Annotated in this window: 10 protein-coding genes; 2 read left to right on the forward strand and 8 right to left on the reverse strand. The window is 67.8% G+C overall.

Translation table 11 applies throughout. From position 1 onward, the window contains the following. Nucleotides 1–910, forward strand: a 910-nt coding sequence (locus IPZ69_RS37395; RefSeq protein WP_235459167.1) for a M48 family metalloprotease, incomplete at its 5' end; no start/stop codon positions are given. Between the two features lie 59 nt (nt 911–969). Next, on the forward strand, nt 970–1,887 hold the full coding sequence (locus IPZ69_RS37400) for a hypothetical protein (RefSeq protein WP_235459168.1): 918 nt from the start codon (nt 970–972) through the stop codon (nt 1,885–1,887). Nucleotides 1,888–1,899: 12 nt separating this feature from the next. Here IPZ69_RS37400 and IPZ69_RS37405 read toward each other — a convergent pair whose 3' ends face one another. The 8 genes from IPZ69_RS37405 to rplA all read right to left on the reverse strand — a co-directional run bounded on the left by IPZ69_RS37405 (nt 1,900) and on the right by rplA (nt 14,947). Next, complete coding sequence (locus IPZ69_RS37405; RefSeq protein ID WP_235459169.1) at nt 1,900–2,607, reverse strand: hypothetical protein; 708 nt, start codon at nt 2,605–2,607, stop codon at nt 1,900–1,902. Nucleotides 2,608–2,777: 170 nt separating this feature from the next. Continuing rightward, entirely contained in the window at nt 2,778–6,677 is a 3,900-nt protein-coding gene (locus tag IPZ69_RS37410; protein ID WP_235459170.1) for a DNA-directed RNA polymerase subunit beta', read from the reverse strand. A gap of 97 nt (nt 6,678–6,774) precedes the next feature. Next, nucleotides 6,775–10,260 carry a DNA-directed RNA polymerase subunit beta gene (gene rpoB, locus IPZ69_RS37415; protein WP_235459171.1) on the reverse strand — a complete coding sequence of 1,162 codons (3,486 nt, stop codon included), beginning with the start codon at nt 10,258–10,260 and terminating at the stop codon, nt 6,775–6,777. Nucleotides 10,261–10,820: 560 nt separating this feature from the next. Then, nucleotides 10,821–11,204, reverse strand: a complete 384-nt coding sequence (gene rplL / locus IPZ69_RS37420; protein ID WP_189311905.1) for a 50S ribosomal protein L7/L12 — start codon at nt 11,202–11,204, stop codon at nt 10,821–10,823. A 110-nt stretch (nt 11,205–11,314) separates the two neighbouring features. Then, complete coding sequence (gene rplJ / locus IPZ69_RS37425) at nt 11,315–11,845, reverse strand: 50S ribosomal protein L10 (protein ID WP_235459172.1); 531 nt, start codon at nt 11,843–11,845, stop codon at nt 11,315–11,317. A 285-nt stretch (nt 11,846–12,130) separates the two neighbouring features. Then, on the reverse strand, nt 12,131–12,943 hold the full coding sequence (locus IPZ69_RS37430) for a hypothetical protein (protein WP_235459173.1): 813 nt from the start codon (nt 12,941–12,943) through the stop codon (nt 12,131–12,133). A 171-nt stretch (nt 12,944–13,114) separates the two neighbouring features. Further along, on the reverse strand, nt 13,115–14,050 hold the full coding sequence (locus IPZ69_RS37435; protein ID WP_235459174.1) for a hypothetical protein: 936 nt from the start codon (nt 14,048–14,050) through the stop codon (nt 13,115–13,117). 171 nt (nt 14,051–14,221) lie between these two features. Further along, nucleotides 14,222–14,947, reverse strand: coding sequence for a 50S ribosomal protein L1 (rplA, locus tag IPZ69_RS37440; RefSeq protein ID WP_235459175.1), 726 nt, complete (start codon nt 14,945–14,947; stop codon nt 14,222–14,224). Between the last annotated feature and the right edge of the window lie 65 nt (nt 14,948–15,012).

Genomic DNA, 15,012 nt, shown 5'->3' on the forward strand with positions numbered 1-15,012 from the left:
CGCGCACCAGCGCGGGGCGGACGCCACCGCCGTGGGGCGGCTGATCGTGCATGTGCCGGGGGCGCTGGTGAGCGGGGTCGTGGTGGGGGCCGTGGCCGCGTGGCTCGGCGGCACGGTCGTCGGGTGGCTCGCCGTACTCGGCTGGCTGGCCAGTGGAGGTCTCGTGTTCTACCGGCCCGCCGAACTCCTCTTCGCCCGCAAGGTGCTGAAGCTCAGGACGCCGACGGCCTACGAGCTGACCCGGCTGGAGCCGGTGTGGCGCGAGGTCACCGCCCGCGCCGGCATAGAGGCCCGCTCGTACGAACTGATGGTGGAGAACAGCGACGACCTGAACGCGGCCGCGGTCGCCGGACACGTCGTCGGTGTCACGACGTACGCGCTGAACGAGATCCCGAGCGCCAACCTCGCCGCCGTACTCGCCCATGAACTCGGCCACCACACCGGCGGTCACGCCTGGGCGGGGCTGCTCGGCTACTGGTACTCGCTGCCCGGCCGGATCGCCTGGGCCGTCACCAAGGCCCTGGCGGCCCTCGCGGTGTACGTGGCCAGCCGGTTCTCGCTGCTCGCGACCGGGTTCCTGGTGCTGCTCATGGGGACGTTCGTGGTCTTCGCCGTGGTCGGCGTCTGGTACGTGACGCTGCCGCTGCTCCTCGCGCCGTACCTGCTCGCCTACGCCGGACGGCAGGGCGAGCTGCGGGCGGACCAGCAGGCGGCCGACCTCGGCTTCGCCCGGCCGATGGCCGAGGTGCTCCACCAACTGCAGGCCGAGGAGGACGCCGAGGTCGCCAGCGCCGCCGCGGCCGGCCAGCGACTGGAACGGCCGGGCCCGATGGCCCGGCTACTGTCCACCCACCCCGACCACGCCACCCGGCTGTCCCGGCTTGAGCCGTATCTGCGGCTCGGCCGCTGAGTCAGCCGGGCGGCGCCACCGCGCGTGCGGGCCCGGTCCCGGGCGAACAGACTGGGGCCATGCCCGCGCCGCAGGAGCCCGCACGCCCGCCGTCACGCCCGCCGATGTTCGGCTCCCTGGAGAAGGCGGCGTACATCCTGGCCCCCGGGACCGTCGTCGTCGGCCTGCTCTACTACTTCGGCAGCGTGTACACCAAGGCGTACTACACCGCCCTCGGCGTGCTCCCGGAGGACCTCGGCTTCTCCGTCCAGAGCATCCTGGCCAACAGCGCGAGCGCGATCTTCTTCCCGCTGTGGATCCTGCTGATGTGCGGCCTCATCGTGCTGCTGGTGCTCGGCTGGGTGGGCCACCGGCTGGCCCTGCCCGCGCACGCGGCCCGGCGCCGTACGGCGATCCGCTGGCTGGGCGCCGTCGGACTGCTCATGGTGCTGCTGAGCTCCCCGGTCTTCTTCTCGGACCGGCTGCTGTTCCCGCTTCCCGGAGGCTGGCCGCGCCAGTTCGTGCCGTGCCTGGTGATGGCGCTCGGCGCCACGCTGGCCTTCTTCGCCGTGCAACTACGCCTCGGCCAGGGCCCGGAGGTGCGGAGCCCGCAGGTCCGCACCGGCGACCGGCTATGGCTGGCGGGCGGCGCCCTGCTCATCGGGGTGCTGACGATGAGCCTGTTCTTCGACATGGCGCGGTACGTGAAGGCGGTCGGGCGGGGCAACGCCATCGCCGAGACGAAGGGGGGTTACCGGGGCAGCCCCTGGGTGGTGGTGCATTCACGCATGCCCCTCCCCCACCACGCCAAGAACATCACCCCCTTCGACCTGGGCAGCCGTAGTGGGCCCTACCGGTACGAATACCGCGGCTTCCGCATCGTCGCGAAGTCGCCGACCCGCTACTACCTGGTCTCCTCCTCGTCGCGCTACGCCGACCGTGACGTGGTGGTCCTGCCTGACAACGACAACGTCTGGGTGGAGATCCGGGGCTCGTGAGAGCGGCGGATCTCAGGGGGTGCCGAGGTCCGTGTTATCGGACTCACCGGGCTCATCGGGCTCCGGCGTCGGGCCGACCGTGGTGTCGGAATCGGTGGGCCCAGGCGTCGTGAGCGTGTCCGTGGGCGTCCCCGTCTCCGTGGCGGTGGTCGTGTCCGGGGTGGTCGTCGTGGGCCCGGTCGCCTCCCCGGAGACGGGGACGGTGATGGTGCCCGCCGCGGTCGTCACGGTCACCTGAGCGGAGTACGGCCCCGGCTGGGACGCGGTGTGCTGGACCCCCACCTCGCAGGTTTCGCCGGGCTGCAGCGTCGTCCCCGAACATCCGTCCTCGGTGATCACCGTGGTCCCGTCGGTGTCCCCGCCGGCCGCGATGTCCTGAAGGGGCTTGGGCTCGTCCGTGTTGTTCTCGATCGAGACCGTTCCGCCCGTGGGCTCACCCACCTGCGCGCCGGGCAGATCGATCGCCGAACCGCTCGCGTCCCCGGAATCCCCGGAGTCGCTGCCCGGGAAGAGGGAGACGTGTCCCACCGGGGAGCCGCCGCCGTTGGGGGTGGTCGCGGTTTCGGTCGGCATGCCCGGCGCCGACTCCGACGAGGACGGCTGTGCCGTGACCCCGTCGCCGGACTCCTGGCCCTGATCCTTGTCCTTGCAGCCCGCCGTCACCGCCACCGCGGCGATCGTCGCGGCCACGGCGATCCCGCGAGCCGTCACAGACACCATGGCGTGGGCACCTCCGGTCCGGCTCGGGCCCTCAACTTCGCACACCGGCTGCCGGGAGCGCGCCGGCCGCGATCGGCCACGCAACTGGATCACTCGAAAGAACGCCCGAACAACGCCGAAGGGCGGCCACCCCGTGGGGTGACCGCCCTTCAGTGGTTCAGGCGTGCGCCTTACTGGTTGTACGGACCGTAGTCGTAGTCCTCCAGCGGGACGGCCTGGCCGGAGCCCGTGCCGAACGGCGAGTAGTCGATGTCGTCGTAACCGACGGCCGAGTACATCGCGGCCTTGGCTTCCTCGGTCGGCTCCACCCGGATGTTGCGGTAGCGGGACAGACCCGTACCGGCCGGGATGAGCTTACCGATGATGACGTTCTCCTTGAGGCCGATGAGCGAGTCGGACTTGGCGTTGATCGCCGCGTCGGTGAGGACTCGCGTCGTCTCCTGGAAGGACGCCGCCGACAGCCAGGACTCCGTGGCCAGCGAGGCCTTGGTGATACCCATGAGCTGCGGACGACCGGAGGCCGGGTGACCGCCCTCCTGGACCACACGACGGTTCTCGTGCTCGAACTTCGAGCGCTCGACCAGCTCGCCGGGCAGCAGCTCGGCGTCGCCGGACTCGATGATCGTCACGCGGCGCAGCATCTGCCGGATGATGATCTCGATGTGCTTGTCGTGGATCGACACACCCTGCGAGTTGTACACCTTCTGGACCTCGCCGACCAGGTGGACCTGGACGGCACGCTGACCCAGGATGCGCAGCACGTCGTGCGGGTTGGTGGCACCCACGGTGAGCTTCTGGCCCACCGAGACATGCTCGCCCTCGCTGACCAGGAGCCGGGCACGCTTGGAGATCGGGAACGCCGTCTCGTCGCTGCCGTCGTCCGGCGTGATGACGATCTTCTTCGTCTTCTCGGTCTCCTCGATACGGACACGGCCGTCCGCCTCGGAGATCGGGGCGACACCCTTCGGGGTACGGGCCTCGAAGAGCTCGACGACACGCGGCAGACCCTGGGTGATGTCGTCACCGGCCACACCACCGGTGTGGAAGGTACGCATCGTCAGCTGGGTGCCGGGCTCACCGATGGACTGGGCGGCGATGATGCCGACCGCCTCACCGATGTCGACCAGCTTGCCGGTGGCCAGCGAGCGGCCGTAGCACATGGCGCAGGTGCCGACGGCGGACTCACAGGTCAGGACCGAGCGGGTCTTGACCTCCTCGATGCCGTGCTTGACCAGCTCGTCGATGAGGACGTCGCCCAGGTCGGTGTTGGCCGGGGCCAGCACCACGCCGTCGACGACGATGTCCTCGGCCAGCGCACGTGCGTACACGCTGGTCTCGACGTTCTCCGCCTTGCGCAGGACGCCGTCCGCGCCGCGCTCCGCGATGTGGAGCTTGAGGCCGCGCTCGGTGCCGCAGTCCTCCTCGCGGATGATGACGTCCTGGGAGACGTCCACCAGACGACGGGTGAGGTAACCCGAGTCGGCGGTACGCAGGGCGGTGTCCGCGAGACCCTTACGAGCACCGTGCGTGGAGATGAAGTACTCCAGCACGGACAGGCCCTCACGGAACGAGGCCTTGATCGGACGCGGGATGGTCTCGTTCTTCGCGTTCGACACCAGACCACGCATACCGGCGATCTGCCGCATCTGCATCATGTTTCCTCGGGCACCCGAGTCAACCATCATGAAGATGGGGTTCGTCTTGGGGAAGTTCGCGTTCATCGCCTCGGCGACCTCGTTGGTCGCCTTGGTCCAGATCGCGATGAGCTCCTGCGTGCGCTCTTCCTTGGTGATCAGACCGCGCTCGTACTGCTTCTGGACCTTCTCGTCCTGCGCCTCGTAGCCGCGGACGATCTCCTTCTTCGCCTCGGGAACGACGACGTCGGAGATGGCCACGGTGACACCGGAACGGGTCGCCCAGTAGAAGCCGGCCGCCTTCAGGTTGTCGAGCGTCGCCGCCACGATGACCTTGGGGTAGCGCTCGGCCAGGTCGTTGACGATCTCGGAGAGCTGCTTCTTGCCCACCGAGTAGTCGACGAACGGGTAGTCCTCGGGCAGCAGCTCGTTGAAGAGCGCACGGCCCAGGGTCGTCCGCAGGCGGAAGGTGTCACCCTGCTGCCACTCCGGCTCGCCCTCCTCCTGCGCCGGCGGGGTCCAGCCGCGCGGCGGGATGGTGCCCACCGGGAAGCGGATGTCGATCGGGGACTGCAGCGCGAGCTCGCCAGCGTCGAACGCCATGATCGCCTCGGCCGTGGAGCCGAAGGACCGGCCCTCGCCCTTGGTGTCACGCAGCTCGCCGTCGGTGGTGAGGAAGAACAGACCGAGGACCATGTCCTGGGTCGGCATCGTCACCGGACGGCCGTCGGCCGGCTTGAGGATGTTGTTCGAGGACAGCATCAGGATGCGGGCCTCGGCCTGCGCCTCCGCGGACAGCGGCAGGTGCACGGCCATCTGGTCACCGTCGAAGTCCGCGTTGAACGCGGTGCAGACGAGCGGGTGGATCTGGATGGCCTTGCCCTCGACCAGCTGCGGCTCGAAGGCCTGGATGCCGAGGCGGTGCAGGGTGGGAGCACGGTTGAGCAGAACCGGGTGCTCGGCGATGACCTCTTCGAGGACGTCGTACACGACCGTGCGGCCGCGCTCCACCATGCGCTTGGCGCTCTTGATGTTCTGCGCGTGGTTCAGGTCGACCAGGCGCTTCATCACGAACGGCTTGAAGAGCTCCAGCGCCATGGCCTTGGGCAGACCGCACTGGTGCAGCTTCAGCTGCGGACCGACGACGATCACGGAACGCGCGGAGTAGTCCACACGCTTGCCGAGCAGGTTCTGACGGAATCGACCCTGCTTACCCTTCAGCATGTCGCTGAGGGACTTCAACGGGCGGTTGCCGGGGCCCGTCACCGGGCGACCACGACGACCGTTGTCGAAGAGGGCGTCAACAGCCTCCTGAAGCATGCGCTTCTCGTTGTTGACGATGATCTCCGGAGCACCCAGGTCCAGCAGGCGCTTCAGACGGTTGTTGCGGTTGATCACACGGCGGTACAGGTCGTTCAGGTCGGAGGTCGCGAAGCGGCCACCGTCCAGCTGCACCATCGGACGCAGGTCCGGCGGGATGACCGGCACGCAGTCGAGGACCATGCCCTTGGGGCTGTTGGAGGTCTGCAGGAAGGCAGACACGACCTTCAGCCGCTTCAGCGCACGGGTCTTCTTCTGGCCCTTGCCGGTGCGGATGATCTCGCGGAGCTTCTCCGCCTCCTCCTCCAGGTCGAAGGACTCCAGGCGCTTCTGCAGCGCCGCGGCACCCATCGAACCGTCGAAGTACGTGCCGAAGCGGTCACGCAGCTCGCGGTAGAGGAGCTCGTCGCCCTCCAGGTCCTGGACCTTGAGGTTCTTGAAGCGGGTCCAGACCTCGTCGAGGCGGTCGATCTCGCGCTGCGAACGGTCGCGCAGCTGCTTCATCTCGCGCTCGGCACCCTCGCGCACCTTGCGGCGCACGTCGGCCTTGGCACCCTCGGCCTCCAGCTCGGCCAGGTCGGCCTCGAGCTTCTTGGCGCGGGCCTCCAGGTCGGCGTCGCGGCGGTTCTCGATCTGCTGACGCTCCACGGAGACGTGCGCCTCCAGGGAGGGCAGGTCGCGGGTGCGGCGCTCCTCGTCGACGTACGTGATCATGTACGCCGCGAAGTAGATGACCTTCTCCAGGTCCTTCGGGGCCAGGTCGAGCAGGTAGCCCAGGCGCGACGGGACGCCCTTGAAGTACCAGATGTGCGTGACGGGCGCGGCCAGCTCGATGTGGCCCATCCGCTCACGACGCACCTTGGCGCGGGTGACCTCGACGCCACAGCGCTCGCAGATGATGCCCTTGAAGCGGACGCGCTTGTACTTGCCGCAGTAGCACTCCCAGTCCCGGGTCGGACCGAAGATCTTCTCGCAGAAGAGTCCGTCCTTTTCGGGCTTGAGGGTGCGGTAGTTGATGGTCTCGGGCTTCTTGACCTCGCCGTGGCTCCACTGACGGATGTCGTCCGCGGTGGCCAGGCCGATCCGGAGCTCGTCGAAGAAGTTGACGTCGAGCACTATGCGTCAATCCCTCTCAGGGTCGTAAGTCTGTGGTCTGAAACGGGGGCCTGGGGGTCGGCGGGGCCCTGTGGGTAAGGGCCCCGCCGGACTCCCGTCAGACCTCTTCGACGCTGCTCGGCTCGCGCCGGGACAGGTCGATGCCGAGCTCCTCCGCAGCGCGGAAGACGTCCTCGTCGGTGTCACGCATCTCGATGGACATACCGTCGCTGGACAGCACCTCCACGTTCAGGCAGAGCGACTGCATCTCCTTGATGAGCACCTTGAAGGACTCGGGGATGCCGGGCTCGGGGATGTTCTCGCCCTTGACGATGGCCTCGTAGACCTTCACGCGGCCCGTGACGTCGTCGGACTTGATGGTCAGCAGCTCCTGGAGGGCGTAGGCGGCGCCGTACGCCTCCAGCGCCCACACCTCCATCTCACCGAAGCGCTGACCACCGAACTGCGCCTTACCACCCAGCGGCTGCTGGGTGATCATCGAGTACGGACCGGTCGAGCGGGCGTGCAGCTTGTCGTCGACCAGGTGGTGCAGCTTCAGGATGTACATGTAGCCGACCGAGATCGGGTCCGGGAACGGCTCACCGCTACGGCCGTCGAACAGCCGCGCCTTACCGGTCGGGAGCACCATGCGCTCGCCGTCGCGGTTCGGGATGGTGTGCTGCAGCAGACCCGCGAGCTCGTCCTCGCGCGCACCGTCGAAGACCGGTGTCGCGACGTTGGTGCCGGGAGCGACGGAGTCGGCGCCGATCGCCTGGAGGCGCTGCGCCCACTCGTCCGCCAGGCCGGAGACGTCCCAGCCGCGGCTGGCGAGCCAGCCGAGGTGGATCTCCAGGACCTGTCCCGGGTTCATTCGGGACGGGACACCCAGCGGGTTGAGGATGATGTCGACCGGGGTGCCGTCCTCCAGGAACGGCATGTCCTCGATCGGCAGGATCTTGGAGATGACACCCTTGTTGCCGTGACGGCCGGCGAGCTTGTCACCGTCGGTGATCTTGCGCTTCTGCGCCACGTACACGCGCACAAGCTGGTTCACACCGGGGGGAAGCTCGTCGCCCTCCTCGCGGTCGAAGACGCGGACGCCGATGATCTTGCCGATCTCGCCGTGCGGCACCTTCAGCGAGGTGTCACGGACCTCACGGGCCTTCTCACCGAAGATCGCGCGCAGCAGACGCTCCTCGGGGGTCAGCTCGGTCTCACCCTTCGGGGTCACCTTGCCGACGAGGATGTCACCGGCGACGACCTCGGCACCGATGCGGATGATGCCGCGCTCGTCGAGGTCGGCGAGGACCTCCTCGGAGACGTTCGGGATGTCCCGGGTGATCTCCTCGGGGCCGAGCTTGGTGTCACGGGCGTCGACCTCGTGCTCCTCGATGTGGATCGAGGAGAGGACGTCGTCCTGCACGAGGCGCTGCGACAGGATGATCGCGTCCTCGTAGTTGTGACCCTCCCACGGCATGAACGCCACGAGCAGGTTCTTGCCCAGCGCCATCTCGCCGTGCTGGGTGGCCGGACCGTCGGCGAGGACCTGGCCCTCGATGATCCGGTCGCCCTCGTTGACGATGACCTTCTGGTTGACCGAGGTGCCCTGGTTGGAACGGGCGAACTTGGCCAGGCGGTACGTGATGTACGTGCCGTCGTCGTTGGCCGTGGTGATGTAGTCCGCGGAGACCTCCTGGACCACACCCGCCTTCTCGGCCTTGACCACGTCGCCGGCGTCGACGGCGGAGCGGTACTCCATGCCGGTACCGACGAGCGGGGCCTCCGACTTAATCAGCGGAACGGCCTGACGCATCATGTTCGCGCCCATGAGGGCACGGTTGGCGTCGTCGTGCTCGAGGAACGGGATCATGGCGGTCGCGACCGACACCATCTGGCGCGGCGAGACGTCCATGTAGTCCACGTCGTCACCGGCGACGTAGTCGACCTCGCCGCCACGACGGCGGACCAGGACGCGGTTCTCGGCGAACCGCAGGTCGTCCGTGAGGGTGGCGTTGGCCTGCGCGATGACGAAGCGGTCCTCTTCGTCGGCGGTCAGGTAGTCCACCTCGTCGGTGACCTGGCCGTCGACGACCTTGCGGTACGGGGTCTCGACGAAACCGAACGCGTTGACCCGGCCGTAGGAGGCGAGCGAGCCGATCAGACCGATGTTCGGGCCTTCGGGCGTCTCGATCGGGCACATGCGGCCGTAGTGCGAGGGGTGCACGTCACGGACCTCGAAGCCGGCCCGCTCACGGGACAGACCACCCGGGCCGAGCGCGGACAGACGACGCTTGTGCGTCAGCCCGGACAGCGGGTTGTTCTGGTCCATGAACTGGGACAGCTGGCTGGTGCCGAAGAACTCCTTGATGGAGGCGACGACCGGCCGGATGTTGATCAGGGTCTGCGGCGTGATCGCCTCGACGTCCTGCGTGGTCATGCGCTCGCGCACGACGCGCTCCATACGAGCCAGACCGGTGCGGACCTGGTTCTGGATGAGCTCGCCGACGCTGCGCAGACGACGGTTGCCGAAGTGGTCGATGTCGTCCGTCTCGACAACGATCGTCTGACCGTTGTCCGCGGCCGTCTCGGTCTCGCCGGCGTGCAGCTTCACCAGGTACTTGATCGTCGAGATGACGTCCTCGACGGTCAGGACACCCGCGTCGAGCGGAGCGTCCGCACCCAGCTTCTTGTTGACCTTGTAGCGGCCGACCTTGGCGAGGTCGTAACGCTTCGGGTTGAAGTACAGGTTCTCCAGAAGCGTCTGCGCGGCCTCACGCGTGGGGGGCTCGCCCGGACGCAGCTTGCGGTAAATGTCGAGCAGCGCGTCGTCCTGGCCCTGGGTGTGGTCCTTCTCCAGGGTGGCGCGCATGGACTCGTACTCGCCGAACTCCTCGAGGATCTGCTCGGTCGTCCAGCCGAGCGCCTTCAGGAGGACGGTCACGGACTGCTTGCGCTTGCGGTCGATGCGGACACCGACCATGTCGCGCTTGTCGATCTCCATCTCCAGCCAGGCACCCCGGGACGGGATGATCTTGGCGGAGAAGATGTCCTTGTCGGACGTCTTGTCGATGGAGGAGTCGAAGTAGACACCGGGCGAACGGACCAGCTGCGACACCACGACACGCTCGGTGCCGTTGATCACGAACGTGCCCTTGTTCGTCATGAGCGGGAAGTCGCCCATGAAGACCGTCTGGGACTTGATCTCACCGGTCTCATTGTTGGTGAACTCGGCCGTGACGAAGAGCGGCGCGGCGTACGTGAAGTCGCGCTCCTTGCACTCGTCGATCGAGTTCTTCGGCGGCTCGAAGCGGTGGTCCCGGAACGTCAGCGACATCGACCCGGAGAAGTCCTCGATCGGGGAGATCTCCTCGAAGATCTCCTCCAGACCGGACTTGGTGGGGACGTCCTGACCGTTCTCCAGAGCCTCCTCGACCCGACTCTGCCAGGCGGTGTTGCCGAGGAGCCAGTCGAAGCTCTCGGTCTGCAGCGCGAGCAGGTTCGGAACCTCAAGAGGCTCCTTGATCTTTGCAAAGGAAATGCGCAGCGGGGCGGTGCTGGCGCCGTTGTTCATATTCGCGGTCGAGGCATTGCGCGAGGCGGCCAAGAGGGGGTCCTTCCGAGGGCTCGGACTCACTACGCGCGTGCCGGCCCCTCTCCTTCGCACGGAGACAAAGATCCCAGGTCAGGGACTACTTGGTCATCGATGCTCGGGTGAGGGCAGACCCCTGGTGACGGGCAGGGGACAGCTAACAGGCAGCGCAAAGGGTCAGTGTAGCCACTCGGCACACTGATGTCCAGTCCCGATTTTCAGAGACCCTCGTTGTCCTCAACGCCTGCGTCCTGCCTGCCCTCAACGCACGTTGATACTGCCCTCTTCGCCGTCGATCCATGCCTCGGATTCGGATCCTTGTGACGACGCGTCCTGAGAATTGCGCGCTGCGTGCGGTTCGTCAAGGCCCCCCAGCCCGAACCCGAGGCGCCGGGGACACGACGAAGATCACCTTACCCCTCGCCGTCACGGCCGCAAGGTAACCGTGGCCGACCTCCCAGGAACGCCGAAGAGCGACCACCCGGATGGATGATCGCCCTTCGGTGCGTTCGCGTTACAGCCCTAGGAGGCCGTATTCAGCGCGCGGAGAGAGTCGCGGAGACTCCAGGGAGGTCTTACTTGACCTCGACCGAGGCACCGGCGCCCTTGAGGGACTCGGCGGCCTTCTCGGCGGCGTCCTTGGCGACCTTCTCGAGGACCGGCTTCGGAGCGCCGTCCACGAGGTCCTTGGCCTCCTTCAGACCCAGCGAGGTCAGCTCACGCACGACCTTGATGACCTGGATCTTCTTGTCGCCGGCACCGGTGAGGATGACGTCGAACTCGTCCTTCTCCTCGACGGCCTCGACCGGGGCGCCCGGGGCACCCGGAGCGGCAACGGCGACCGCGGCGGCGGCGGTGACGTCGAACTTCTCCTCGAAGGCCTTCACGAACTCGGAGAGCTCGATGAGGGTCATCTCCTCGAACTGCGCAAGCAGGTCTTCCTGGCTGAGCTTCGCCATGGTGGCGATCCTTCCACTAATTCGGCTGGTGCCGGATGTACATGTATGGCGGGCGTACGTTCGGCCCGCTACGACCGTCGCCTCAGGCGGCGGTCAATGCGCGAGCCGAGTTACTCGGCACCGCCCTGCTCGCCCTGCTTGGCGCGAAGAGCGTCCACGGTGCGGACGAGCTTCGACGGGAGCGCCTGGAAGACCTGAGCAGCCTGAGTCTGCTTGCCCTTGAAGGCGCCCGCCAGCTTGGCGAGCAGAACCTCGCGGGACTCAAGGTCCGCAAGCTTCTTGATCTCGTCGGCGGACAGCGCCTTGCCTTCAAGGACACCGCCCTTGATGACGAGGTTCGGGTTGTCCTTGGCGAAGTCACGAAGACCCTTCGCCGACTCCACCGGGTCACCGGTGACGAAGGCGACCGCCGTCGGACCGTTGAACAGGTCGTCGAGCGTCGTGATCCCGGCCTCGTTGGCCGCAATCTTGGTCAGCGTGTTCTTCACCACGGCGTACTGGGCGTTCTCACCGAGCGAACGACGCAGCGTCTTGAGCTGCGCCACGGTGAGACCCCGGTACTCGGTCAGCACGGCGGCGTTCGAGCTGCGGAACTGCTCCGCGAGCTCGGCTACCGCGGCAGCCTTGTCGGGCCTTGCCATAGAGCGTCGGCCTCCTTCCGGGTGATGAGACCGCTCGGAAGGGGCTGAGGTAAACGAAACGCCCCGGCGCAGGCGCACGGGGCGTAGCTCTACCGGATCAACGCGCGCTTGAGGCGGCGAACTCCGGGAGCACTTCCACTGACACCTGCGCGGGTCGCCCACTTTTCAGCGGATCCTTCGGCCACCGCACCTTCTTGCGAACGTGCGGCAACGACCAGCGGTCTTTGGCTTCTGTAGGAGAGTACGGGACCTGGACGCGGTCAAGCAAATCGGCCCGTACGGGACTCAGCCGCGGCCCTTCCTCGCGGGCCTGCTCAGGTCGACCGTGTCCCCGGCGGGCGGTGCCTGGACGGACACCGGCTTGCCGAAGTCGCGCAGGACGACGGTCAGATCGAGCTCGCCGTGGCGCCCGAAGCCCCGGGTGCGGTGCTGCTTGACGCGGTCGTCGGAGCCGACCCACACGTCGATGGTGAGCTCGTCGACGCCCATGCCCTGGTACATCTTGAGGGTCGTCTGGCCGCGCCCCGGGCCGTTGCCCCGGTCCTTGAGCCAGGCGCGTACGGTGTCGAGGGTGGCCGTGCCCGCGTAGTGCGTGGTGGCGGTCCCGGCGACCTTCTCGCCGCCGACCCGTCGTACGTCGTCGGCGGCGGCCAGGAAGGCGGCCTCGCGGGCCGGGTTGCGTCCGGTCTGGTCGCGTATCGCGCTGGTGTCCATCTTCAGGCCGGAGCCGGAGAGGAACCTGGCTCTCGGGCCGAAGCCGGCCCAGTGCCTGCCGTGCACCTGCTGCTTGCCCATGCGCTGGTAGAGCACTCGGTCGACCAGACGCATCTCGAACTCGCCGCGGTTGTCGCCGCTCAGGCCGGACTGCTTGACCGCGGCGACCCGTGGCGCGGTGCCGACGACTCCGTCGGCGCGGACCCGCCCGTCCTCCGGCAGCCTCCCGGTCATCCGGTAGCGCAGGGACGGGGCGTCCTCGGTCTTCGCCACGGCCCGCAGGACGGCCCGCGCGGCCGACGAGTCCGAGGACCGCTCCACACCTGTGTCCGCGCAGCCGGCGGCGCCGGCGGCGAGGAGCAGGAAGGCGAGTGGAACACGCATGGCATGCCTCATTGGAATCCCCCCAGGAAACGCTCCGCCGTGCGTGGTCGGCGCACGGCAAGATCGGGAGCGTACCCCAGGGGGTTCCGCGCGTGCCGCTGATTTCCCGGGGCGGTGGTGGCGGTGAAGTCCGGTGCCGGTGCCGGGAGTTCAGGAGTCGGTGCCGGGGATTCAGGAACCGGTGCCGGAGCCCACGGATCCCGCGCCGGAGCCCACGGTTCCCGTGCTCTTCATGAGGTCGGTGAAGTCCCTGGTGTCGCTCGCCGGGGGCTTCTCGGCCGAGACCTTCGTGCCGTAGTCGCTGTAGTACGCGGTCTGGGTCATCTTGCCGGCCGCCATGTCGGCCTTCACGATCGCCTTGACCAGCAGGTTCTGGTCGTTGACCCAGATGTCCACGGTCTCGGTGGTGACCCCGGCCTGGGTGAGCTGCTTCTTCAGGTCGTCCATCTGCTTGGCGCTGAGGTTGCTGCTCTTGCCGGCCAGGTCGGCGACGTTGGCGGTGCCCGCGTAGTGCGTGGCGTTCTCGCCGGAGACCTTCTCCTCGCCGACCTTCTTCACGTCGCCGGAGGCCAGCAGCAGCTTCACCGACTGGTTCGGCGTGGTGTTCTGCATCTGGTCCTTCATGAACGCGCCGGAACCGCCGCCGAGCTTGGCCAGGGCGTCGTAGTCGTACCGGATCCAGTGCTTGCCGCCGGCCTGCTGGGCGAACTTGTCGCTCATCTTGGCGTAGTAGGCGTCCGGCAGGTAGCGGGCCTCCATCGAGGACGAGCCGAGCTTGCGCATCGACTCGGCCATCGTGCCGCCCGTGTAGGTGATGGTCAGGTTGCCGGTCAGACCGTCGCCCCAGCTGAGGGCGCCGTCGGCCGACATGCCCATCACGGAGCCGATGGTGGTCGTGGAGCGCACCTTGGCCGACTCGGCCTTGTCGGTGGACTTCTCGGCGTTGCGCAGGGCCGCGACGGGGCTCATGTTCACCGTCCGGCCCGAGTCCTTGCCGCCCTTGTCCGAACCGCCGGAGGAGCCGGAGGCGCCGCAGGCGGCCACTCCCGTCAGAGCGGTCACCACCGCGATCGAGAGGGTCACCCGGCGCACGGTCGTGCTCGTCATTCGTCCCACCCCTGTGTCTTTGTCGCGGCCCCCGCACGCGGGCGCGGGCCCCTGGTGTCCGTACGAGAAGAGTCCGGACACAGAAAAGGACGGGTCCGGTACCTCGAAAGGTTCCGGGACCCGCCCTTGTTCTGACGCGTACCTGACGCGGCTACCAGGGTGAGCTCAGGCTCAGACGGCGGCCGGGTCCTCCTCGACGAGGAGGTTACGGGTGCGGTTCGGGTCGACCGGAATGCCGGGGCCCATCGTGGTGGTGATGGCGGCCTTCTTGATGTAGCGACCCTTGGCGGCGGACGGCTTCAGACGGAGGATCTCCTCCAGCGCGGCGCCGTAGTTCTCCACCAGCTTGGCGTCGTCGAAGGACGCCTTGCCGATGATGAAGTGCAGGTTCGAGTGCTTGTCGACGCGGAACTCGATCTTGCCGCCCTTGATCTCGGTGACGGCCTTGGCCACGTCGGGGGTGACGGTGCCGGTCTTCGGGTTCGGCATCAGACCACGGGGGCCGAGGACGCGGCCGAGGCGGCCGACCTTGCCCATGAGGTCCGGGGTGGCGACGACGGCGTCGAAGTCCAGACGGCCCTTCGACACCTCGTCGATCAGTTCGTCGGAGCCGACGATGTCGGCGCCCGCGGCCTCTGCGGCCGCAGCACGGTCACCGGTCGCGAAGACCAGGACCCGGGCGGTCTTGCCGGTGCCGTGCGGCAGGTTCACGGTGCCACGGACCATCTGGTCGGCCTTACGCGGGTCGACACCCAGACGGAAGGCGACCTCGACGGTGCCGTCGAACTTGGTCGTGGAGGTCTCCTTGGCGAGACGGACGGCCTCGAGCGGGGCGTACAGCTTCTCCCGGTCGACCTTGGCGTCCGCAGCGCGGAGAGCCTTGCTGCGCTTGCTCACAACTTGCTCCTGTGGGTTCTGAAGGAGTCGTGGTGTACGGGCCGAGCAGGCCCTACCACGGGGGT

The sequence above is a fragment of the Streptomyces olivochromogenes genome (assembly GCF_021538895.1).
Lineage (GTDB): Bacteria > Actinomycetota > Actinomycetes > Streptomycetales > Streptomycetaceae > Streptomyces > Streptomyces olivochromogenes_A.